16 protein-coding genes are annotated in these 21,330 nt (G+C 60.0%); 9 read left to right on the top strand and 7 right to left on the bottom strand.

The features are described 5' to 3' along the window. Nucleotides 1-3 precede the first annotated feature (3 nt). The 5 genes from trbF to ACZ1JV_RS07680 are packed head-to-tail and all read left to right on the top strand — an operon-like array spanning nucleotide 4 to nucleotide 3,335. Nucleotides 4-795, top strand: coding sequence for a conjugal transfer protein TrbF (gene trbF / locus ACZ1JV_RS07700; protein WP_465139173.1), 792 nt, complete (start codon nucleotides 4-6; stop codon nucleotides 793-795). Then, the gene (gene trbG / locus ACZ1JV_RS07695) at nucleotides 792-1,610 is read left to right on the top strand and encodes a P-type conjugative transfer protein TrbG (RefSeq protein WP_465139174.1); all 819 of its coding nucleotides are present in this window, start codon (nucleotides 792-794) and stop codon (nucleotides 1,608-1,610) included. The genes trbF and trbG overlap by 4 nt, the downstream gene beginning before the upstream one ends. Continuing rightward, nucleotides 1,607-2,881: a TraB/TrbI/VirB10 family type IV secretion system protein gene (locus ACZ1JV_RS07690; RefSeq protein ID WP_465139175.1), complete on the top strand. Its 1,275-nt coding sequence runs from the start codon at nucleotides 1,607-1,609 to the stop codon at nucleotides 2,879-2,881. The genes trbG and ACZ1JV_RS07690 overlap by 4 nt, the downstream gene beginning before the upstream one ends. Continuing rightward, a complete protein-coding gene (locus ACZ1JV_RS07685) occupies nucleotides 2,878-3,093 on the top strand; it encodes a DUF2274 domain-containing protein (RefSeq protein ID WP_465139176.1) in 216 nt (71 codons plus the stop codon). The genes ACZ1JV_RS07690 and ACZ1JV_RS07685 overlap by 4 nt, the downstream gene beginning before the upstream one ends. Further along, nucleotides 3,093-3,335, top strand: coding sequence for a helix-turn-helix domain-containing protein (locus tag ACZ1JV_RS07680; RefSeq protein ID WP_465139177.1), 243 nt, complete (start codon nucleotides 3,093-3,095; stop codon nucleotides 3,333-3,335). Before ACZ1JV_RS07685 ends, ACZ1JV_RS07680 begins: the two co-directional genes overlap by 1 nt. Before the next feature lie 261 nt (nucleotides 3,336-3,596). On the opposite strand, the gene ACZ1JV_RS07675 is transcribed toward ACZ1JV_RS07680, so the two are convergent. The 4 genes from ACZ1JV_RS07675 to ACZ1JV_RS07660 all read right to left on the bottom strand — a co-directional run bounded on the left by ACZ1JV_RS07675 (nucleotide 3,597) and on the right by ACZ1JV_RS07660 (nucleotide 11,641). Beyond that, on the bottom strand, nucleotides 3,597-5,528 hold the full coding sequence (locus ACZ1JV_RS07675; protein WP_465139178.1) for a UvrD-helicase domain-containing protein: 1,932 nt from the start codon (nucleotides 5,526-5,528) through the stop codon (nucleotides 3,597-3,599). Next, nucleotides 5,525-7,576, bottom strand: a complete 2,052-nt coding sequence (locus tag ACZ1JV_RS07670; protein ID WP_465139179.1) for an ATP-dependent nuclease — start codon at nucleotides 7,574-7,576, stop codon at nucleotides 5,525-5,527. The genes ACZ1JV_RS07675 and ACZ1JV_RS07670 overlap by 4 nt, the downstream gene beginning before the upstream one ends. A gap of 350 nt (nucleotides 7,577-7,926) precedes the next feature. Continuing rightward, entirely contained in the window at nucleotides 7,927-10,431 is a 2,505-nt protein-coding gene (locus tag ACZ1JV_RS07665) for a S8 family peptidase (RefSeq protein WP_465139180.1), read from the bottom strand. A 13-nt stretch (nucleotides 10,432-10,444) separates the two neighbouring features. Continuing rightward, nucleotides 10,445-11,641 (bottom strand): AAA family ATPase, encoded by a 1,197-nt coding sequence (locus ACZ1JV_RS07660; RefSeq protein WP_465139181.1) that lies wholly within the window; start codon nucleotides 11,639-11,641, stop codon nucleotides 10,445-10,447. Between the two features lie 454 nt (nucleotides 11,642-12,095). Here ACZ1JV_RS07660 and ACZ1JV_RS07655 point away from each other — a divergent pair, with 454 nt between their 5' ends. From ACZ1JV_RS07655 to ACZ1JV_RS07645, 3 genes are all read left to right on the top strand, one after another. Beyond that, nucleotides 12,096-13,316 (top strand): PDDEXK-like family protein, encoded by a 1,221-nt coding sequence (locus tag ACZ1JV_RS07655; protein WP_465139182.1) that lies wholly within the window; start codon nucleotides 12,096-12,098, stop codon nucleotides 13,314-13,316. 461 nt (nucleotides 13,317-13,777) lie between these two features. Then, nucleotides 13,778-14,938 (top strand): AAA family ATPase, encoded by a 1,161-nt coding sequence (locus tag ACZ1JV_RS07650; RefSeq protein ID WP_465139183.1) that lies wholly within the window; start codon nucleotides 13,778-13,780, stop codon nucleotides 14,936-14,938. Further along, a complete protein-coding gene (locus tag ACZ1JV_RS07645) occupies nucleotides 14,935-15,582 on the top strand; it encodes an HNH endonuclease (RefSeq protein ID WP_465139184.1) in 648 nt (215 codons plus the stop codon). Before ACZ1JV_RS07650 ends, ACZ1JV_RS07645 begins: the two co-directional genes overlap by 4 nt. 416 nt (nucleotides 15,583-15,998) lie before the next feature. Here ACZ1JV_RS07645 and ACZ1JV_RS07640 read toward each other — a convergent pair whose 3' ends face one another. The 3 genes from ACZ1JV_RS07640 to pdxR form a co-directional block, all read right to left on the bottom strand. Then, nucleotides 15,999-16,739 carry a sulfite exporter TauE/SafE family protein gene (locus ACZ1JV_RS07640; protein WP_465139185.1) on the bottom strand — a complete coding sequence of 247 codons (741 nt, stop codon included), beginning with the start codon at nucleotides 16,737-16,739 and terminating at the stop codon, nucleotides 15,999-16,001. Between the two features lie 15 nt (nucleotides 16,740-16,754). Next, nucleotides 16,755-18,248, bottom strand: coding sequence for an aldehyde dehydrogenase family protein (locus ACZ1JV_RS07635; protein ID WP_465139186.1), 1,494 nt, complete (start codon nucleotides 18,246-18,248; stop codon nucleotides 16,755-16,757). Nucleotides 18,249-18,347: 99 nt separating this feature from the next. Continuing rightward, complete coding sequence (gene pdxR, locus ACZ1JV_RS07630) at nucleotides 18,348-19,934, bottom strand: MocR-like pyridoxine biosynthesis transcription factor PdxR (protein WP_465139187.1); 1,587 nt, start codon at nucleotides 19,932-19,934, stop codon at nucleotides 18,348-18,350. An 8-nt stretch (nucleotides 19,935-19,942) separates the two neighbouring features. Between pdxR and aptA the strand changes: the two genes are divergently transcribed. Further along, nucleotides 19,943-21,286: an omega-aminotransferase AptA gene (gene aptA, locus ACZ1JV_RS07625; RefSeq protein ID WP_465149049.1), complete on the top strand. Its 1,344-nt coding sequence runs from the start codon at nucleotides 19,943-19,945 to the stop codon at nucleotides 21,284-21,286. The last annotated feature ends 44 nt before the right edge of the window (nucleotides 21,287-21,330 follow it).

Here is a 21,330-nt window from a genome sequence, read left to right as displayed (position 1 = left end):
CCCATGCGCTTCAAACGCAGCGTCCAGCTTTATGGGCGAACACCACTTCCCGAAACGCCCTTTCAGCGGGCCGCGCAGCTTTGGGACGAACGGATTGGCTCCGCCCGTGTCCAGGCTCGGAACTGGCGGATCATGGCCTTCGGTTGCCTCGGGCTTTCCTGCGGTATGGCGGCCGGACTCATCTGGCAGTCGCTGCAGAGCCGGGTGGTGCCCTATGTCGTCGCGGTCGACAGGCTAGGCGAGCCCCGCGCTGTTAGCGAAGCCGAGGCCGGTTATCAGCCGACCGATCCGCAGATAGCTTGGGCTCTATCCAAGTTCATCGGGCATGTCCGCGGGCTTTCGCTCGATCCGGTCATCATGCGCGATGGGTGGCTCGAGGCCTATGACTTCTCGACCCAGCGCGGCAGCCGGTTCCTCAGCGAATACGCGAGGGGCTCGGGCGCGCTAACGGGGGTTGGGGAGCGGACAGTCTCGGTGCAGGTCACCAGCGTGGTTCGGGCTTCGGAGAGAAGCTTTCAGGTCAAATGGATCGAGAACGCGTTCGAGCGCGGAAGCGCGGCCGGAACCAGCCACTGGACCGCGATTCTGACCATCGTTCAGCAGGCGCCGCGCGACAGCGAGACACTGCGCAAGAACCCGCTCGGGATCTATGTCGATGCCATCGACTGGAGCAGAGAGCTCGAAACGTCGGCTCCGACCGCCGAAGGTCCGCCGGCAAGTCCTGCGGGCAACGCGCTCACGTCAGAAGCGTCCGCACTTCCCAATTCCGAACAAGCCAAGGAGGTACTGCCATGAAGACGTCGTTACTGGCTGCGGCGGCCTTTGCCGTCGGCGTTCATCCGGCGGACTTGCCGGCGCGGGCGAAGCTGCCGACCAGCGGCATGAGCCGCGCCAGTGTCGAGCCGTCGCCGAATGCCTGGGTCAACGCCCGGCAGGTCTACCTCTGGTCCGATGGCACGGTGTACCACGCCTATACGCAGCCCGGCATGATCACCGACATCGCATTGCAGCCAGGTGAGGGACTTATCGCGGTTGCGGCCGGTGACACCGCGCGCTGGGTGATCGGCGATACCTCCAGCGGAAGCGGCGAGGACAAGCGCACGCATGTCCTGGTGAAACCGTTCAGCACCGGGCTCGCTACCAACCTCGTCATCACTACCGATCGGCGCACCTACCATCTGCTGCTGACCAGTCGGCCGAGCGCGGGAATGTCTGCACTGTCGTGGAATTATCCGCTCGATGAACTCGTTGCGGTTAAGGTCGCACAAGCCGCAGCGGAGGCCGCAAAGCCGATCGCCGCCGGCTTGGGTGTCGACCAACTTTACTTTGGCTACGTAATTACCGGCGATACGCCGACCTGGCGGCCGCTCAGGGCTTTCGATGACGGGCGGCAGACGTTCATTGAGTTTCCAGCGTCGATCGGCGTCGACGAAGCCCCGCCGCTGTTCCTGATCGGCGCCGACGGGGCGGCCGAACTGGTGAATTACCGGATGAAGGGCCGCTTCTATGTGGTCGACCGCATCTTCACCGTCGCAGAGCTCCGGCTTGGGACGAAGAAGCAGCAGGTTGTGCGCATCACCCGAGGCGGCGAGGGGAGGGGGCGGCGATGAGCGAGGAGCTGGAAGCAGGCGATGCCGTACAGGTTCCGCGCCTCGTAGCGATCTCGCAGGAGGTGCAGGCCGAGCCGTGGGAGACGCCGACGTCAACGCCGAAGCTCGATCCCGAGACGCTTGCGATCCGGGCCCGCACGCCGCGTGTTACCCGCTTCCGCAAGGAAGTGATTATCGGCGGGAGCGTTCTGGCTGCGATCGCAATTGTCGGCGTGGCGTGGATTGCGCTTCAGCCGCGGGTTATGAGCCGCATCGCTACCGACAGCGGAATGTCCCAGCCGGATCGGAAGCCTTCGGACGACGCGCTGGCAGGTCTCCCCAAGAGCTATGACGATGTGCCGAACCTGGGGCCTCCGTTGCCCGGAGATCTTGGGAGGCCGATCCTGAAGGCGCAGCAGCGCCAATTGGCGGGCGCTGGTATGGAGGCGCCCGCCACCTCTCACGTTGACGAAGCGCGGCAACGTCAGGCTGCGGAACTCAAGGCAGCGAGGCAGTCGTCGCTGCTAATTCAGGGCGCACGTACGGAAACCCGCACACCGGCCGTCGCCGCGGCGACTGCACCTGAGCCTTCGATTGGTTCGGGACAGACTGCGGTTGCCGATGCATCGAGTTCGGCGACCGACGACCGCAAAACCCAGTTCGCCGAGAAGCTCGACGAGCGCGGCGATGTGAACCCGCACAATCTGGCGGCTCCGCTTTCGCCCTACATGGTTATGGCCGGCAGCGTCATTGCGGCGAGCCTCGTCACGGGCGTGAATTCTGATGTGCCGGGGATGGTGATTGCGCAGGTCACGCAGAACGTTTTCGACAGCGCGAGCGGTCAGACCCTGCTCATTCCGCAAGGGTCAAGGCTGGTCGGCAAGTATGACAGTGTCGTGGCCTATGGGCAGAGCCGAGCTCTGGTCATCTGGCAGCGCCTCATGATGCCAGATGGCAAGTCGGTTCGGCTCGATAACATGCCGGCGGCTGATCCGTCGGGCTACTCGGGGCTCTCTGACCGGGTGAACTACCATTCCGGACGACTGCTCAAGGGTGTGGCGATCGCAACGCTTCTTGGCGTTGGCACGGAACTTTCGATAACCGGCGAGAGCGATCTGGTGCAGGCGGTCCGGGAATCCGCGCAGACCAGCGTGGCCCGCGCGGGGGATCAGATTACCCAGCGCAATCTCGATGTTCAGCCCACTATCGACATCCGACCAGGTGCGCCAGTGCGCCTCGTGGTGAGGCAAGATTTGGTGCTGTCGCCATGGGACGGGGAGGGGGCACGATGAGCACGATCAAGCTGGCGAGGCTGCCGGACAAGACCCCGGTGAAGCTCCCAATCATGGTAACGCCCGATCTCCATCAGGGCTTGCAAGATTACGCAGCTGTCTATGCAGCCACCTACGGCATTGACGTGCCCATTGCGGAACTGGTCCCGGCGATCCTGAGTGCCTTTCTGGAAGGGGATCGTGGGTTTCAGCAGCACCGGAAGGGGAAGTGATGATGGATCACGAATTTGATATCCGATCGCCTTCTGGCGGAATCGAGCAGATCAGCGTGCGAATTTCCGACGCTGTACGATTGACTGGGCTCAGCCGAACACGAATCTACCAGATGATTTCTCGTGGCGATCTGGAAGTGGCAAAGGTCGGTCGATCGACCGTGGTCATCGCTGCAAGCTTGCGCGATCTTGTCATTTCAAGGCGAATACCGCGCGCGCCGCGCCATGCTGATGACTGCTGAGTTGGACAGTCCGGAAAGTCTCCTATCAGGACGCAGCATACGAAAAGCTGTCAGTCGTTCATCGAGACGCGCTGAGCGTGATCGCTGTGCAATGGGGACAGCAGCATTCCCACTTCAGCTGGCCGGGCCGTGACGTGGTGGTTCGGCATGATCCGCGTGGTGACTGGCGGGCACCGAAGGAAAACATGCGGACGCGGAGACGGTCAACCTATTCCATGCCGACCGCCAGGTTTCGTTGAAGTCGGGCTGGCCATGGAAAAGTTAGATGCGCTTCTCGCTGATGCCGGCCTGTGCCAGCAATGCGAATATCTCGTCTATCCTGCTCGTCCCGTCGTGGCTGCAACGGGTTAGTAGCAAGCGCTCGCGTGCGCGGGAGGCCGCGACGAAAAAGAGCGAGTGACCTTCCTCAACGTCGCGGTTGAAGCTCCACCATTCGTTGTCGTTCAGTCCCAAGAGAACGACCAAGTCGTATTCCAGGCCCTTGCTCTTGGTGATCGTGAGCAAGGGAACTTGTCCGGCACCCCGATATCGATCGATCGCCAGTTTCCAAGAGGTCGTGAGCGTAGCGCATTCCACCAGGAACTCGATCGTTGCGCTGCGAACAGTGGCGAAGAGATCACCCGTTGCGTAGTGCGGTGCTAGGCTGCGCAATCGATCAAGGCCGATTGCGGACTCAATCGCGGAGACAATAAGCCGCACGTCGGCGGCATCTGGCTGCATATCGGGATCAATCCGGTTGGCCTGATGAAAAGCGTCGACATGTTCCGCAAGCGCGCGCTCGGCGGTTTCGTCGTCGCGCAGTTCTATTCCGCGTGCGGCAGCGAAATGGACCATGGCAACCGACCAAAGCGACCCGCCGTGCTTGCGGGAGCAGAACTCGACGAGGTCGAGAACGACCCGGGAATAGACTTCCGTCATCAGGTCCTGGATCGTGGCGCCGCCGATCTTGCGATCCTCGTTGCGAAAGGCAATTCCGGCGCTGGAGAACTCATCCTTGATCCGCTCTTCCCAATTGCCGGCAAGTTGGCGGACCAACAAGCCAATGCTGCGGGGATCGGTGCCTGACGAAATCGATTGGCCGACGATCTGCGCGATGCCTAGTGCTTCTGCGCGCGTGTCGCTGGCGACGAGCAGTGAGAAGATTTCGTCATCGGGCAAATCAGGGGGTGGCCGAACCGCAACGAAATCGGGTTCAGTAGGCGCAATTCGTGCCTTCAGCACATTGAGAATGGAGACGATCCGCTCGTTGCTGCGATAATTGCGCGCTAGGGTGAGCTGAGGAAGCGCGTCGGGACTACCGAGAAAGTCGTGCTCGAACGCTTCGAGCACGTTCCGTTGGGCCCCGGCCCAGCCCATGATGCGCTGCTTGGCATCGCCCACTGCGGTTAGGACACAAGCCGAACCGGCAAAAATTGCTTTGACGAGCGCGTACTGGACCGAAGTCGTATCCTGGAACTCGTCGAGGAAGACATGGCTGTACGTTGCACGGATGGCCTCACGTATCGCCGGATTGGCGGCGATGATGGCGCTTGCAAGGCATCCGATTTGCCCGAAAGTGAGTTCGGGCGGGGATTGTGCGATGCCGCGGCGTAAGGCCACAAGCTGAAGAAAGGACTTTGCATCTGGGACGTGTAACGGTTCGAGTCTCAACCGCTGGAGACCTTCGGTATACTGGTCGAAAGTCATGCCGAACACGTCTTGAGCCTGGGGAGGCGTCGGAAAAAGTGATGCGGCCCATCCGGCGGGCTCTAATGGAAGGTGAAGTGTATTGGCGACTTCGTGCTGGAACTGGCTGAAACCATTACGCGACGGATGGGGAAAGCCGATCTGGTAATCACCGGTGAGGGCCCAGCGCTGAGGAAGCGCACGCCAGAAGCGATCGAGCAACTGCTTGGCGAAGGCATCGAAGGTCATCGAATCCAGTTGCCGGACAGCATCGCCACCGCAGCGGCGCTCAACGCGGTCGCGCAGGTTGGTCGCAGCATCGCGCTTGAAACTGATGGCGAGGATTCGGCGCGGGAACGGGCAAATCCCTGTCTGTAGGAGATACGCTGCGCGCTGACCGAGCAGTTCTGTCTTCCCGGTGCCGGGGCCGGCCGTGACCAGCGTGTTGCCGCTTGCTTTCACAGCGGCAAGAGCGGTTGCTTCGAGAGAAGCGACCCCGATCGGCTGCCAATCTCCCGGGCAGATCACACCATACCCTCCTCGAGCTTGCCTTGCACATAGGCAATGAGCTTACGCAACAGGGGTGGTGTCTGCGCCGCGAAATCGATTGTCTTGTCTTCCTCGAGTTTCGACAGCGCGAACATATGCGTGGCAGGCTTGCCGCGGTCGCCGAGAAACAGGTACTTATACCAGACGAACAGTTTTCGGACTTCCAGCCCGTCGTAGCAGGCCGGCCCATAACCGTCGTCGCCGAGAACGATCTTGACTGCTTTCTCAACCGCTGCAGCATCATCGGGCTTGCGCGGACCGAGGGCACCCTCGGGAAGGATCTTGTAATGCTTGGGGAAAGCTTGGAGCATCAGCATATCGAGGTCGATTTCGCTCGACATGAAAATTCCGAACTGTTCAAACCAGTCCTTCCATTGCCGGATGCACTCCAGTGTCCAGTCGTCTTCGGCCCATTTCCCACGTGTGAAATGAATGGCGCGCTGAAGGTTGCCGATCGTCGCCGCGTCATGGCCGCCGCGCTCCAGCAGCGCAGAGGCTAGCGTCTTGAACGTCACGACGTCGCCGCTGCTTCGTCCGAGGTCGAGATCTACCAGAGTGGTATGGGGAATACCGAGTTGCTCGACGAGCCGCCAGAAATGCTGGACGTGTCGCCCGCCGATCGGAACGATGGCGACGAACGAACGGTCGACCGGAACGCCCAGCTTATCGGCAACCCAAGGAATAACGATCTCTTCCGAAGCGCCTTCGCCGAAGATGGCGTGTCGCGCGAAGTAGATCTCCGGATGTGCGCGAACCGCCTCGCGAACGAACTTGGCGGCCTCGGTGCCGTCGGTCGGAAGGCAAAGCGCCGAGATCGTCGAGATACCGGTCTTCTGCGAACGCCGGATGTGCCTGATTGCCTTGGGTTCGATGCGGCTAACGATTGCCGGCGCATGGCTGGTAATGACGCCTTGAACTCGGTTAGTGGTGGTCAGCCGTTCGAGCTGGGTCAGCAGGCGCGCGAGATAGTACGGGGCAAGATGGTTCTCGGGCTCCTCGAAAGCGAAAACCGTCAGTGCAGGCGCCCGCGCGAAGGTCTGCTCGAATGGCGGTTCCTTCTTCTCGCGAACCTCGGCCTCGAGTTCGAGCTTGAGATCGAGCAGGGCTTTGACGAGCGCGAAATGGAATAGTGAGCGCTGGCCGTCGCTCAATTCCTCGATGCCCATTGTGCGGCCAAGCGAAGATGGGGTGAGCTGGATGCTGGCAGAGCGAATGATCTGCTGCAGATCCGGCGTTAAGACCGAAAGACGGGCGCTTGTCCCTGTCTCGGCGGTATTGAGTTCGCTCCAGCAATTGTTGATGGAGGCATTGACGCGTCCAAGCGCAGCCTCGGTGTCAAGTTTGTCGGCAGCATCCTGAATGAGCTTCGAGATTTCATCTTTTTGCTCCCATACGACCGCATTCATCAGCGAGCGTCCGAGGCTCTTCACGGTAAGTTGGGTGAGAGCTGTGACATCGCGCGAAGCCGGAATGTAACGGACCATGATGTTGCTGCGCTCAGCCGGCGTCACCCGCTTCTTGAGCGCCGGATTCTGGTCGCCCAACCCAATACTGTCTATAGTGAGGATCCAGTAGAGCTTCTCCTCGATCACGCCGTCGAGTGTTCCGCCCTGTTCCCAAGTTGCTTCGAGCCGCAGTCGCGCATGGGGTGTTTCGCCAGGGCCGGTGACGATCATGTGACGAAAGACTGAGGGGATGGTCTTCTCCGCATCGGCGCCTGGCGTTTCGAGCTCTGGGAAGGCAATCAGGGCTTCGAGAAAGAGCTGGCGTTCAGACTGGCTTTCAAGCCGCTGTCCGGGCGCAATGAAAAAGTCGGCCGCCTGGATTGTACGCTCTTCACGGGTTTCCCCGAAAAGCCGAAGCAGTGCCTGAAGAAGTGCGCTTTTGCCCGCGCCATTGCGTCCGATGAAAATGGTCGTATCGGCAGCAAGATCGACGGTAACGGGATAGTGTCCGAACATCTCGAGGCCCGGTTCGGTCGAATGGAATCCGCGGAAATTCCAAAGCTTCAGCGTTTTGATATACACGGTAGTACTTCATCCCCCTTGTTGCGGGAGGGCATAATCTTTTTTGAGTGAGCTGTCTTCCGCCGCGCTGCATTGTCGCCGGGTTATATACGACTTTGTCATAATTACTGGGCGATGCGAAGGGTAAGCTTGTGTCAATGTCACGCGTTCGCGTGAAGTCTGCATTCAGCCGATCTCCGCGTAGCTTTACAGGCGCGTGAATGGTGTACCGATTTTCCTGCGAAGACACGCTAATCGAAAAATACCATCAATGCCAGCCGAGGGGATTCGGTGAGAAGCCGGTGAGGGCACGCCGGGGGGGGGGGGCAGTTTGAAGTATATTTGAACTGCGAAACCGAGCGGCGTACGTGTCAACCTCCGCTGGCCCTAATACGCTGGTGCGTGCGCAGTTCCTCAAGTTGCACTCGCCCTGTCTGAAGCGCGCGTCGCAATTGCTGGAATACAGGCTGTACACCGTCGGGATCGCGGATAGTTACCACAAGGCTAAACGGGATGCCTTCCTTGGGGAAGCGTGCTTCGGCTCGCCTCACAGCTGAAACCTCGATCCGCCAGCGCGACATCTCGCCGATGCCGCTCGCGGAAATTTTTGTGCGGTAACGCTTTGTGGGCCACCATTTTAGGCCCTGTTTTATCAGCTCTTTCTCGGGAACCGGTTGGTTTGCGGTCTTGGGTAAGAACGCCTGCTCGAATCGATCAAGGTAGCTTGGAAGTCCGTCCTTGCGATCCTTCGGTTGCCGCTGTTGAAGCTTTGCGTCGAGGTTAACCCGCACAAATTCGGCACCGTAAGCGTTGTCCACCGGTGGATCATACACGAGCGTGGCAGTCGCTTCACCCAGACACGCACCGGTTGCTGGATCGACCAGTGCTTGGGGCCAGTCGAACTCAAAGCGGAGGACCTTAGGGCGCTTGTCATCATCAGGGATGCAGCTCGAGAATACTAGCGTGATCGAACTGTCATCGGTCACTAGCATTTCAGTAGTTTGCACTGGCACACCGAAGCCAACAAATTGGCGTGCCAGTGTCGAGAGTCCACGGGATGTCAGCGCATCCGGCGGTGAACAGCCGTGAATCATCAGCGCACGCAACGTATGGGCGGGCAGCCGGCCATCGATCGCATTCTCGAGGGTTGCGAGTGACTTTGCGACCAATGGCGCGGCAAAACTTGTACCGCAGCTGGTAATAGTGGCGCCAGTAGGTGTAATTGATACGAGGCGATGATTGGCACCAGACGCACTTCCGTCGTTACCTCCAAAATGAGCTACGTCAGGCTTGCATCCGACCTTGAGGCCAGGGCCTCGGCGCGTGTAGGTGGTAGGTAGTCCGCCATGATGAGTAGAGCAACCCGGGGGGTTGATCGCGCCGACCGAAATGGTGCGATGACTTTCGGTCGGCACAAAAATGGTGTCCGGCTCCACCCGAGCGGCGAAATATTTGACGGCGTCACTAGGCCGTTTTGGCCACGGCGCGCGAAATGCACCGGGGGCCAAATTGCCCGCGGAATTGACGATGATGACGTCATGCTTCCCTGCGATTTGGTCCAAGCGGGCAGCATAATAACTGTAATGATCGGCATCGACCGCCGCGACGGCATTTATGCTGAGATTAATTACTCGCACGCCGTGCTGCTGCACCGCCTCGCCAATTGCCTGATCCATCTCGGCGAGGAAATCGTCAAACCCATTGGTATAGGTGTCTAGGAAATCCCCCTTCGGGAAAAGCGCTAGATCGATAAGTTCGCAACCATCGGGTTCGAGCGCGGGCAGGTCTGGATTGAGGCCCGCCGCACCGACGATCAACCCTCCAACGAATGAGCCATGTTCGGCATCGACTTCATCAGGCTCGAGAAAATCGTGCCGTCCGATAGTCCATGATGCCAGAGCAGTGCCAAGTCCTGAGTCAACGACTCCGACACGAGGGTAACGTGAGTTTTGAGATGGTTGCGGAAGCGTGAAGGCCGTGTTCGACGTAGTGGCGGGCACATCGGAAAGCTCAATCCGCAGCGGAAGTGAAATGCGGCGCACTGATGGATGTTGTGCCAGCCGTTGGAGTGCCGCTTCGTGCCGGGTCGCATCGGGATCAATTCGCGCGACGGTTGTATCGGGTGGACGGCTGCTCATCAGTAAGGCCGGTGCGGGACGGACTGTTAACCGAAGTGCGATCGGTGTTTCACCACCCGCTTCGGGCAATCTCCAGGCGACAATACCGGTACCGAGCTCCTTGATCAGGTTATCAAGGCTTTCCGAAAGGCTTCCGTCGTTTTGGGCAATTCGCCGCTGAGCAGCCGCGGGGTTTTCGAACAACTCGAGCAAGTAAAACCCGCCTGTGCGTGGATCGGAAAGCCAGCTCACCGCGGTTTGTGCGTCGAACCGGCGTTTCGCGCTCGGGTCGGGGATCGAAATTTCCTCTATTGCTCCGACATCTGAACGAATAACGCTCGGCCGCGCCTCCATCTCGCCCTTGTTGTTTTCCACCCAATGTGTGTCCCGCTCAGCTTCAGATATCCTATCAACGAGCTTCGCCAGCACATCGGCCTGCGCAAAATAGAAGAGTTCTCCGACACCCGAGGCTCCGACGCAGGGAAAACTGTCCGGAGTGAACAATGCCCTTACCGGGCGGTGTGTTTTTGCTAGTGCTCGCTCGCGGAGGCGTACGCGAACGTAACCCATGCCGCCTGTCTGCTTGGCCGCAAGCAGAGCTGCGGCCTTCTGTACTCCAGCGGCGATCTTTGCCTTGTGTTTGATGAACTCGTCATCCTTGCCAGCGAAGAAGTCGTACGGCGGTCCGCCTGTCTTTCCCTCCGGTGCGACGACATAATCGCCATCATTCAGAACAATTTGGACCGGGTTGTTCGCCATAATTCACAAGCGGCTACGCCGCCTCCTCCTTGACCCAGCGGCCGATGGTTGACTGATCTCGACCAAGCAATTGTGCTACAGATGCCTGTGTGAATGAACTGCCTTCGCTTTTGAGGAGCATCCGGGCGATCGATCGAGGTTCCTCGCGCAAAGCTGCCAGACGTGTACGATCCTCTAGGTTTGCACTCGTCACATGATAGCGCCGCAGGGCGGCGAGCGCGTCGCTACCATCTAGTTGTAGTTGTTCAGAGCCAGCCTTCTCAAGCACGAGATAGCGCTTAACCGCATGGGCCATCGAACGGACATCCGAACCGCTCGCCCCGTCCGAAGCCCAGGAAAGCAGATGAAGTGCGCTGTCGTGAACCGTTACGGGCGCGAGGAATTCCACTATCAAGCGCTCACGGGCCGTTGTGGGTGGAAGCGGCATTTCGATTTTGACTTCAAAGCGGCGCCAGATTGCCGGATCAAGCAGATTGGGGTGATTGGTGATGGCGATCGTCAAGCCCAGCGGCCCACGCACATCTAGGGACTGCAGCAATGTGTTTACGACACGCTTGATCTCGCCCACTTCCTGTGGGTCGTCGCGAAGCTTGGCCAACGCGTCAAACTCATCGAGAAGTAATACACAGCGGTAACGATTGGCGAACTCGAACAAAGTGCCAATGTTGCGTGCGGTCGTGCCGAGAAACGAGCTCATGATGCCGTCGAGCCTAGCTAGCACTACCGGAAGACCGAGCCGCGCGGCCACATGCATGGCAGTGACCGTCTTACCGGTGCCCGGTGCGCCGAAGATTAGGCAACTATGCGTGGGTGTTATGCCGAGCGCGCGCAATTTGTCATCGTCGATCCATTCACGAATCATCGACTCCAATGCGTTCTCAAGCTCGTCGGTCAAAACCGGCGGCAGGGCCGCATCTCCAGGGGTGATGTAGATTTGGGCAAGCGGGGCGCCGCTCTCCTTATCGAACGGGGGGTTGACTGCAGCGGTCAACCGTTCACCGGCAAGGCTCCGCGACAGTTCAATTCGGCTCGGTTGAAGAGTCGTCGCTCGCAGCCCTGTTGCAAGCAGACTCTCGATCACATCAGCCGCCTCGGCGTCATTTGCCTTACGCAAGCGGTCGCGTAACCGCTCCACTTGCTTGCGGAACTTCTCATCCCCAGTGGCCAGTCCGACCCGGCAGAGAGATTGAACGACCGCTAAATATTCCACAGCTATGCATATCCTTTGTATATAGTGCTTCTATATCTTGAAAAATTGCATAATGGCAAGTGAAAAATGCATAATTTGTCGCAAATGTCGATCGGTCCCACGAGCGGATTCCCGAGCATCTCAGCCTCCAATCAAACCGAGACCGTTGCTAAAATTGCAAGAACATCCTCAACGCTAGCTCGCGAGAGATTGAGCGGGGTCGGGTTCGCAACTCATGGACGTCGCCTGTTGCTGCTGTAGCTTTCGGGGGCCAAGCGTTGGAATGGTCACGATGGCGGCGATCCTCAGCGGGCGCCCAAATCTCGGTGAACGGAGGAAAGCCTCCCGGCCGCACAGATGAGGTGACAGGCGTCGGCTATGTCAGCGAACTTTGTCAGCGCCTTCTCTCTTCCTGGTTGACCTTGGCTCAGATGTTCCCTCTATCGTTGGCCCACGGGGAATTGCGGGGCGATACATGATTGATGACCGATTGAGTGCGCTGCTCGACGCCCCGGAATTCCACGAAATTCAGGGCCGGATGAGCCGCTTCAACCTTTTCGAAGCCTTAGGAGCGGTGCATGGCGAGCTCAAGCATTCCAACTTCCTGGGCTATCTCCTCTCCCCAAGTCGGCCGCATGGTCTTGGTTCCAAGCCACTCGAACGGATTCTGCGCCACGCCCTGGAGGCGGTCCCGGCAGAGGCCCGACCGATCAGCACTTTGGCTCTCATTGTCGGCGATCTTGACAACGCCGTCGTGCACCGTGAGCGTTACGCTATCGATCTCTTGATCGAGGTTGAGGAATTGAAACTAGTCGTCGTCATCGAAAACAAGGTTCACGCCAAGCCGGGCAACGGTCAGCTTGTCCGCTACCGCGAGAGGGTCGCTGTCGAGTATCCCGACTACCGAAAGCTCTATCTGTATTTGACCCCCGCCGGTACGCCGGCTGATGACGACGCTTATTGGCCGCTGAGCTATTCCGCCGTCGCGCAAACACTGGAGGCAATCGCGGCCGAACCCACCGCTGGCGATGCCACTCGCCTGATCATCGAACACTATGTCGATATGCTGAGGAAGAACATCGTGGACGATGACCATCTGCGTGACCTAGCTGCCAAGCTCTATGAGCGACACAAGGAAGCTCTTGACTTTATCTTTGATTGCCGCCCGCAGACCGGTAATCTCGTAGAGTTCATTTCACAGCGGGTGCGCTCGGTGGACGGACTAATCCCCGACACGGATGGACCATCAATGCTCCGATTTCTCCCCGTGCAATGGGAGGGCACGTTGGCTCACAAGACCGATCCCAAGGACTGGAGCCGCACCGGGCGCGGACTCTTATTCGAGGTGAAGCGGGATTCCGCAAAACCCGGACGACTTATGCTTTCGCTGGTGATAGGGCCAGGTGTTGCTGCTGGTCGGTCGGCTCTCTACGAGGGGGCAAAGAGACGGCCGGAGCTGTTCGTCGGGTTAGTGAAGCCAATGGGTGTCAAATGGTCAACCATCTTCAGCCGCGACCTCATGACCGCCAAGCTTGCCGAAACCCTCACGGCTGAGCAGCAGGAAGCCAATGTCGGACTTGCTTGGTCCGACTTTCAAGCGACGGCCTTGCCCGCTCTCATCCAGGCGGTCCTTGAGATCGATGCGGAGATCGCTGCTGTCGATGGGCATAGCTCGTCGTCGCCCACTGCCTCTTAAGCCGCAGCCGCTGCGAAGCAGTCATGGGGGCCTTCCAGCGCTGCCACTCGAAAAGCTCTCAGTACATCACACTCCGCAAAACGCCTAGTTCGCGGTTGAATAGATAAACAAGGTGGCAGCTTCCGAGAGGCACGGACGCAACGGCTGGCGAAGCGGCTTCTTGGGCCGCGATCTCTTCAGCCAAGTCTATCTGGAACAGCGGGAGATCGCCTCTTCGTGAAGACGGCGCGAACCGGGTGAACAATTCGCTGTTGCCTCCAAGGGAAAGCTCGCTCTTGGCCAAAGATCGTGTCGAGAATTGCGAACATGGAATCCACAGATTGCCGAGTGCAGGCGCCCCTGCGTCACCGAGGACTTAATGCCTGACGAGCTTCTCCGCGATATGCTGATAAGGCATGGACGACTGATCCCGCAGCCGATTATTACGGCTGCTCTTCCCACCTCGATAAAGGAACTGCAAGATGCTTCGCTCGGAGCTTGGTCTGGAGGCTGGCCTTCGCAGAGGCGAGGAGGTCGCCATCCTCGTCGGACCCAATGGGGCTGGTAAGAGCACGCTGCTACGTAATCTGGTCCAACGCAATCACGGCTATTGCGAGGTAATGGTCATCTGTAACACCGCCTTCGACCGCTTCAAAGGCATGAAAGGTATCCAGCGCATATCCGCAGGTCGAGGTTATCAGTCGCCCATCGCGGTCATCAAGCGGGCAGTACGCGCAAGTTTTGGTGCAAAGGACTCGCGCTCGTTCCAGATGGGATCGGTTCTCGAATACTGCAATTATGCACCCGGTTTCGCTTTCGTGGTTCGGCTGGCGCAGAACGGAGAACGCAAGCTCTCCGACCTGTACTTCTCAAACGATACCTATCGCGAACTGGTGGACCGGCTCGAAAATATGCCGGACGGAACCATGATCTGGATCGATGTCTCATCATCTTATCCGCGCCAGCCTCCAGGGATAAACCTTCACGAGTTACTTGTCTTCGAGCCGCAGCTCAGGAAAGACAAGGTGCTGCGCAGCGTCGATGTCGAACTGGCGATCAAGAACAGTGGGGACCGTATCGAGATTCACCGGGCTAGCTCCGGAGAACTCTCGCTGATCTCAACCATGCTTTTTCTGGTCGCGAACCTTCGCGACAACGCGTTGGTGGTCATAGATGAGCCAGAGAACAGCCTTCATCCGGCGTGGCAACGTGAGTACGTCAATACGCTCATGACGACGTTGCGCTATCACAGCTCGACGGTCGTGATCGCCACGCATTCCCCTTTGGTCGTGACAGGGGCAAGGACGCAGAACCCAGGGAGTGTCGGCGTGTTTCAGGTTCGGAAGGGCATACCAAGCCGTATCGAACTCGACGAAACAGGGGCAACCGAAAGCATCGAAGCGTTATTGTGGAAAGCTTTTGAGGTGGTCACGCCGGCCAGTCATTTCGTTAGCGAAGAGCTCGTCGCGGCCGTTACCGATTTTCAGAAGGGCAAGAGCACGAGGGCTGAGGTATTCGCCCTCATCGAGAATATGAAATCGGCCAGTTTCGATCCGAAGCAGCAGGGCTTCTTCGAGGCCGTGGCTCGGCTTGTCCTTAAGATCGAGGATGGCCTGTCCGCTTCGGATGGGCCGCGCGCATGACGGATGCTTATACGCCTCTGCTTGCTGATTTCGTGTTCACGCTGGAAGAAAGCGCGGCGATCGCAGCGGCCATGCTCGACGATGATCCGTGGAGTTACGAGGCGCCATCTCACAAGGCGGCTATCCGCAGTGCGAAGAAGCGTATCTTAGAATACCATTTAGAGCGACATGGCCAGCAGTGCTGTTACTGCCGTACGATTCTGCAAGGTGGCGGCTACTTCATGATCGACCGCGAGCACATCCTGCCGAAAAAGAAGTTCAAACCCTTCACGTATGAGCCATGGAACCTTTCGGTTTCATGCAAGCGGTGCAACATGCAGTTCAAAAAGGATTGCATTGCGTTTCTGATCGACGAGGCTGCCGCCGGGCCTAGCGATACCGGTGCGAACTATGCCTTCGTCCATCCCAATTTCGATTGCTGGGATGATCATTTAGAGCGGTACGCAGTGCAGGGTCCCGGGTTCAATCTGGTTTCGATCGTGGTCAAGAACGGAAGTGCGAAGGGAGCGTACCACTACAACTATTTTTCACTCCAGGAGCTGATGATCGACAGCTTTCACAAGCTACAGGGCAAGGAGACCGCTCAGGGGCCGATTGCTGATGCAATTCAGGCGCTCGCACGCTCTTATGGGCAAGCGAACTGAACCGGGAGGCGGTGCAATCTTCCTGAGGTGCAAGAGTCCCCCGAGTCTCATCGCTGTTGATGCCACTGAGAAGTGGCTCGGGCAGGTCACTGATCTCGGACTGCGTAGCGACTGGGCAATGACCGCTTCATTGGCTTTCTCTCCCAATGCCGCCTACCGGCTAGGCCCCAAATCGAGTTGTTCAGGTTCATTTGCACCTCAGTGAACCGATGGCAGCTATCAGGGAGCCGAGATGAGGTGGTCTATGACCGCTACGTCGGCGAGACTCGAGCTGAACTGATCGCGCAACAGATGACATGTCTGCATCCGAACGGATGGGGCCGCCTAAACACATGTCGTGTGCCGGGCTGCGGTAAATCTGCCGAGCCTTGTTGCCGATATCTCTGCGTCTCCGTTCGGCGAGCTTGGGCAGCGCACTAACGGATAGCAGCGAGCAGGCTCATCACGGCAATCAGACCCAAAGCGGCGAAGGCTGCTTTGCGAAAGGCGACGTCCGGTGCCTTGTTGAAGATAAGGCCCCCCAGACAAGTGCCCAGCATCATTGAGGGAGCCAAGAGAACTGCTTGAACGACGATTGCCATGGTGAACAGTCCCGCAATTGCCGCCGAGAAGAGCCCCACTAAACCGGTCATCAGAAAGATCAGGATCATTGAGGCTCGCGCGCGCTGCGACTGCGTAGAGCTGGAAAGGTAATAGGAAATGATGGGCGGGCCCGACATCGCGCACAGCCCACCCAGTAGGCCCGCAATTAGCCCAGACGCTAAGGCAATCCGCCGTTTTGGTGGGTTCCCAAGTTGGAAGCCTGCCCGGAGCGTTGCCAGGCCGGCGAGAGACACGAGCGCAATTACTACACGGGCGTCGTCCGCGGCGATAATGGTCAGCAGGCTGACGCCGATTGGCGTCGTGATGCAGGCTGCGAGGCCAATCCACCATGTCGAGCGGTGATCGTGATTCTGCAAGGTTGCCGGCAGCCCAATCAGGCTGGAGCCGACTTGCAGCAAAAGCACCGTCGGCACCACTTGCGCGGGTGGCAGCAAGAGCGCCAGCAACGGCGTTGCCGCAAGAGCAAAGCCGAAGCCGGTGAACCCGCGCAGAAGGGCGGCGACGAAAACCATCGCGCTCGTGGCTAGCAGGGTGAGGAGGTCGAGGCCGCCCATCGTCGATGCTCTGACTTATCCAGCGAACACGATGGTTTTCTTGCGGCTGAAATGCTCCAGCATGGCTTCGAGCGAAGCCTCTTTACCGAGCCCTGACTTGCCGAAACCGCCGTAGCTGAGGTTGGGCTGGATGGTCAGGTTCTGATTGACCTGAACATAGCCCGCGTCGAGCCTGCGCGTGGCGTCGAGCGCCTTGGCGAGGTCGTTGGTCCAGACGCTGGCGGCAAGGCCGAACTCGCTGTCGTTGGCGGCTTCCAGCACGTCTTCGTAATCGCTCCAGGGCACCACGCAGGCGACCGGGCCGAAGATCTCCTCACGCATCAGCGGGCTCTCGTCGGGAATGTCGGCGAAGAGCGTGGGCAGGGCGAAGAGGGCGGTATCGAGGTTGGCGTCGTCAGGCGCCGTGCCGCAGACGATCATACGCACGTTTGGCGTTGCGCGGCCGATGGCAATGAACTGGGCGATGCGGTCCATCTGATCCTGCGAGATGATGGTGCCTATATCGGTCGTCTCGTCGAGAGGATCGCCGATCTTCAGCTTGCGCGTTTCGGTTGCGAGACGAGTGAGAAAGTCCTCGTAGATCGTCTCATGGACATAGATGCGGCTGGCGGCGGTGCAGCTCTGCCCTTGCCGGGTGAAGCGCATGCCGGCGATTGCGCCTGCGACCGCCTTGGGAAGATCGGCATCGGCCATGACGATCATAGGGCTCTTGCCGCCCAGTTCCAGCGATACTGGGATCAGCTTGCGCGCTGCGCTGGCATAGATCATCTCGCCCACCGGCTGCGAGCCGGTAAACGTCACCTTGGCGACAAGCGGATGCTCGACCAGCGGCTGTCCGCATTCGGGGCCGAAGCCGTGGATCACGTTGAGCACGCCGGCGGGTAGTTCGTCGGCCAGAATCCGGGCTGCCATGAGCGTCGCGAGCGGGGCTTCCTCGGCAGTTTTCACGACCACTGTGTTGCCGGCGACAAGGGCGGGCGCGATCTTGAGCATCATCAGCACCAGCGGAACGTTCCACGGTAGGATCGCAGCGACGACGCCCAGCGGTTCGCGGATGGTGAGCGAGAGGAGGTCCGGCCGGAAGGGCAGCGTCTCGCCCTTCAGTTCGGAGCCGAGCCCGGCGTAGAACGTACCGATATCGGCGGCGGTCAGGACTTCGGGGCGGCATTCCGTACGGATCGCCTTGCCGGTTTCTAGCGCCAGTAGGCGGGCGATCTCCTCGGCCTGTTCGAGCAGGCGGGCGGCACCTCGGGCGAGCTTCGCGCCGCGCTCGCGGACGGGGACGGCCGCCCATTGCTGGCGGGCCTCAGCTGCTGCGGCGACGGCTTTTTCGGCATCGCGCGCATCGCCCAGCGCGGCACGGCCTACTTCGCGGCCCGAAGCGGGGTTGATGACGGAAAACGTTGCACCGCCTGCTGCTGCAACCACCTGTCCGGCGATGAAATGGCCGCCCGCATAAGTTTCGTTGGAAAGGGCGGGCTGGATCAGGTCTGCATTGTCGGCAAGCATGGCGTAACCTCCTGTTGGTTACGCTTCACTGCCTCGCGGTAGTTCCAGTGGCGTAGGGCCAGTTAGCGCATTCCGGTGAGCCACGCCGCTTGCGGGCGGTCAGCCTCCGATGGCTTGTGCAAGCAGCCGCACGCCGGTTTCGATCCGCGCTTCGGGGATGACTGAATAGCCGAGGCGAATGTGCGAGCGGCCTGCGCTACGATCGTCGAAGAAGACATCGCCGGGTTCGAACAGCAGTCCCTCGCTGCGCCATTGGGGGGCGGATTCGGCAGCGTTGAACCCCTCTGGCGCTTCGAGCCAGATGCACGAACCGCCGGTCGCCGGGCGGAACTTCGCGGAAGGAATATGATGGCCGAGGGCATCGCCGAGAACCCGTGCGCGTTGGCGGTAGAGCCCGGTCAATCGGCGGATCAGCGGTTCGTAGTGCCCCAGCGAAAGAAACAGCGCGATGGCCCGTTGGTTGTTGAGCGGCGGGTGGCGCACCATCAGGCGGCGCAAGGCGCGCAGTTCGCGGATCAGCGCCGCGTCGGCCACCACGAACCCCAGCCGCAGCCCGGGCGCAAGGATTTTCGACAGGCTGCTCACATAGATCACCCGTCCGCTGCCATCGAGGCCTTTGAGCGCGGTCTGCGGCGCGTTGTCGAAGCTCGTTTCGCTGTCGTAATCGTCCTCGATCAGCACTGCCCCGCTCTGACGGGCATAGTCCAGCAGCTCGCGCCGCCTTTCCTGCGGCATTGTCACCGTGGTCGGGCACTGGTGGCTAGGCGTGACATGGACATAGTCGCAGGTCGAAAGGTCCGGCTGAGGGATCAGCCCGTGCCCATCCACCGGCAGCGCCTGCACGCGCGCGCCCTTGATCCGGGCGATATTGCGCATGTCGGGATAGCCGGGATCTTCCAGGCCAATGACAGTCTTTTCGCAGAACAGTGCTTCGGACAACAGGAACAGCGCTTGCTGCGCGCCAAGCGTAATCATGATCTCCGATTTGTCAGCCCAGATGCCGCGCCGGGGCAGGATACGCGTCCTGATCTGCTCGATGAGTAGGGGATCATCCTCGTCGATGGTGTCGCGTCCCCAGTCGCTCAGTTCCAGTACGCCCAGCGCCTGACGACAGCACTGGCGCCAGGCATTGATCGGGAAAACCGAGGAATCGAACTGGCCGTAAAGGAATGGATATTTGTAGGCCTGCCAGTTGGTGGGCTTCTCGATGCTGCGATAGCGAGAGGACTGCGAACGAAGCCGGGTTTCCCAATTCAGGTCCTCGGCGAGCGGCGGCCGGAGCCGCGTTTCGACTGGAGGCGCGACGCGCCTTTCCTGCGTCTGCGAGGATACCACGAATCCGCTGCGCTCGCGCGCGAGGAGGAACCCGTCGTCGACCAATTGTTGGTACGAGAGGATGACGGTGTTGCGCGAAACTTTCAGCTCGGTGGCCAGTTTGCGGCTGGATGGCAGCGGTGTGCCCGCAGGCAGAGTACCGTCGAGAATCGAATCAACGATCCGACTGCGGATCTGGAATTGCAGCGTGCGGGCGCTGTCGTCCTGGATGCCCAACAGCGGCGCCCACATCAGCGGGTCGGATCGTTGGCGTCGTCTTTTGGCCGTTTGGTCAAGCACGTGGATGCGTCCCCTGTCGCATCTGTACCCATCGTTTTGTTGCCGTCTGGAACTACAAATGCTGCGCTGCACAACCAATCATGATTGCCATGGATACGCAAGCACCGCTTTCCGGAGACCGGCCGGACCTTTCGCATCACTGGATGCCGTTCACGGCGAACAGGGATTTTCATCTCGAACCCAAGATGCTCTGCCGCGCCGAGGGCTGTCATTATTACGGCGAGCAGGGCCAGCAGATCCTAGACGGCTGTTCGGGCCTGTTCACCACGCCCGCCGGGCACGGACGGACCGAGATCGCCGATGCCGTGCGCGAGCAGTTGCTGACGCTCGACTATGCGCCCAGCTTCACGCGCGGCCATCCGCAATCGTTCCGGCTGGCATCGCGCATCGCCTCGCTGACGCCGGAAGGCATGGACCGCATCTTCTTCGGCAATTCCGGCTCGGAAGCGGTGGAGACTGCACTCAAGATCGCGCTGGCCTATCACCGGGCACGGGGCGAAGGCGGACGGGACCTGTTCGTCTCGCGGGAGCGTGCCTATCACGGCGTGAACTTCGGCGGCGTGGCGCTGTCGGGCATGGTGCCGAACCGGCGCGCGTTCGGTCCAGCAGGGCCGCGCGTCGTGCATATGCGTCACACCTTTTTGGAGCAGAATCGCGGTACGATGGGACAGCCGGTGCATGGCGCCGAACTGGCCGACGATCTCGAACGTCTGGTCGCGCTCCACGGGGCCGAGAATATCGGGGCTTGCGTGGTGGAGCCGATTGCCGGTTCGACCGGGGTGCTGGTGCCGCCGCAGGGCTATCTCGAACGGCTGCGCGAACTCTGCACGCGCCATGGCATCCTGCTGATCTTTGACGAAGTGATCACCGGCTTCGGGCGGCTTGGCCACAACTATGCGGCGCAGGCTTTCGGCGTCGTGCCGGATATCATCACCATGGCCAAGGCGATCACCAACGGGGCCCAGCCGATGGCGGCGGTGGCAGTCTCGCGCGAGATACACGACACTATCGTCGACAAGGCGCCGGAAGGGCAGGTGGAGTTCTTCCACGGCTATACCTTCTCCGCCCATCCGGCCAGCTGCGCCGCCAGCCTTGCCGCGCTCAATATCTACCGCGACGAGGGACTGTTCGATCGCGCGCGGCAGACATCTGCCTACTTCCTCGACCGCATCGAGGCCTTGCAGGATCTCGCGCTGGTCACCGACGTGCGTGGTTACGGCATGCTTGCAGGCGTCGATCTGGCACCATCGGAGCGGCCGGGGCTGCGCGGCCATATCGTCCAGAAGCGTCTGTTCGATGCAGGCCTGCACCTCAAGACCACAGGTGATGCCGCGATCATTGCGCCGGCCTTCGTGATGGAGACCGGCCAGATCGATAGGTTGGTGGATACCTTGCGCGATGTGCTGACCGAACTCGCCGATTGATCGTCATGCAGGCGCGGGCCGCGCAGATGGGGGTTGCCTTGATA

The organism is Novosphingobium sp. BL-S-19 (assembly GCF_055521675.1).
This window is presented reverse-complemented; position numbering and strand designations above follow the sequence as displayed.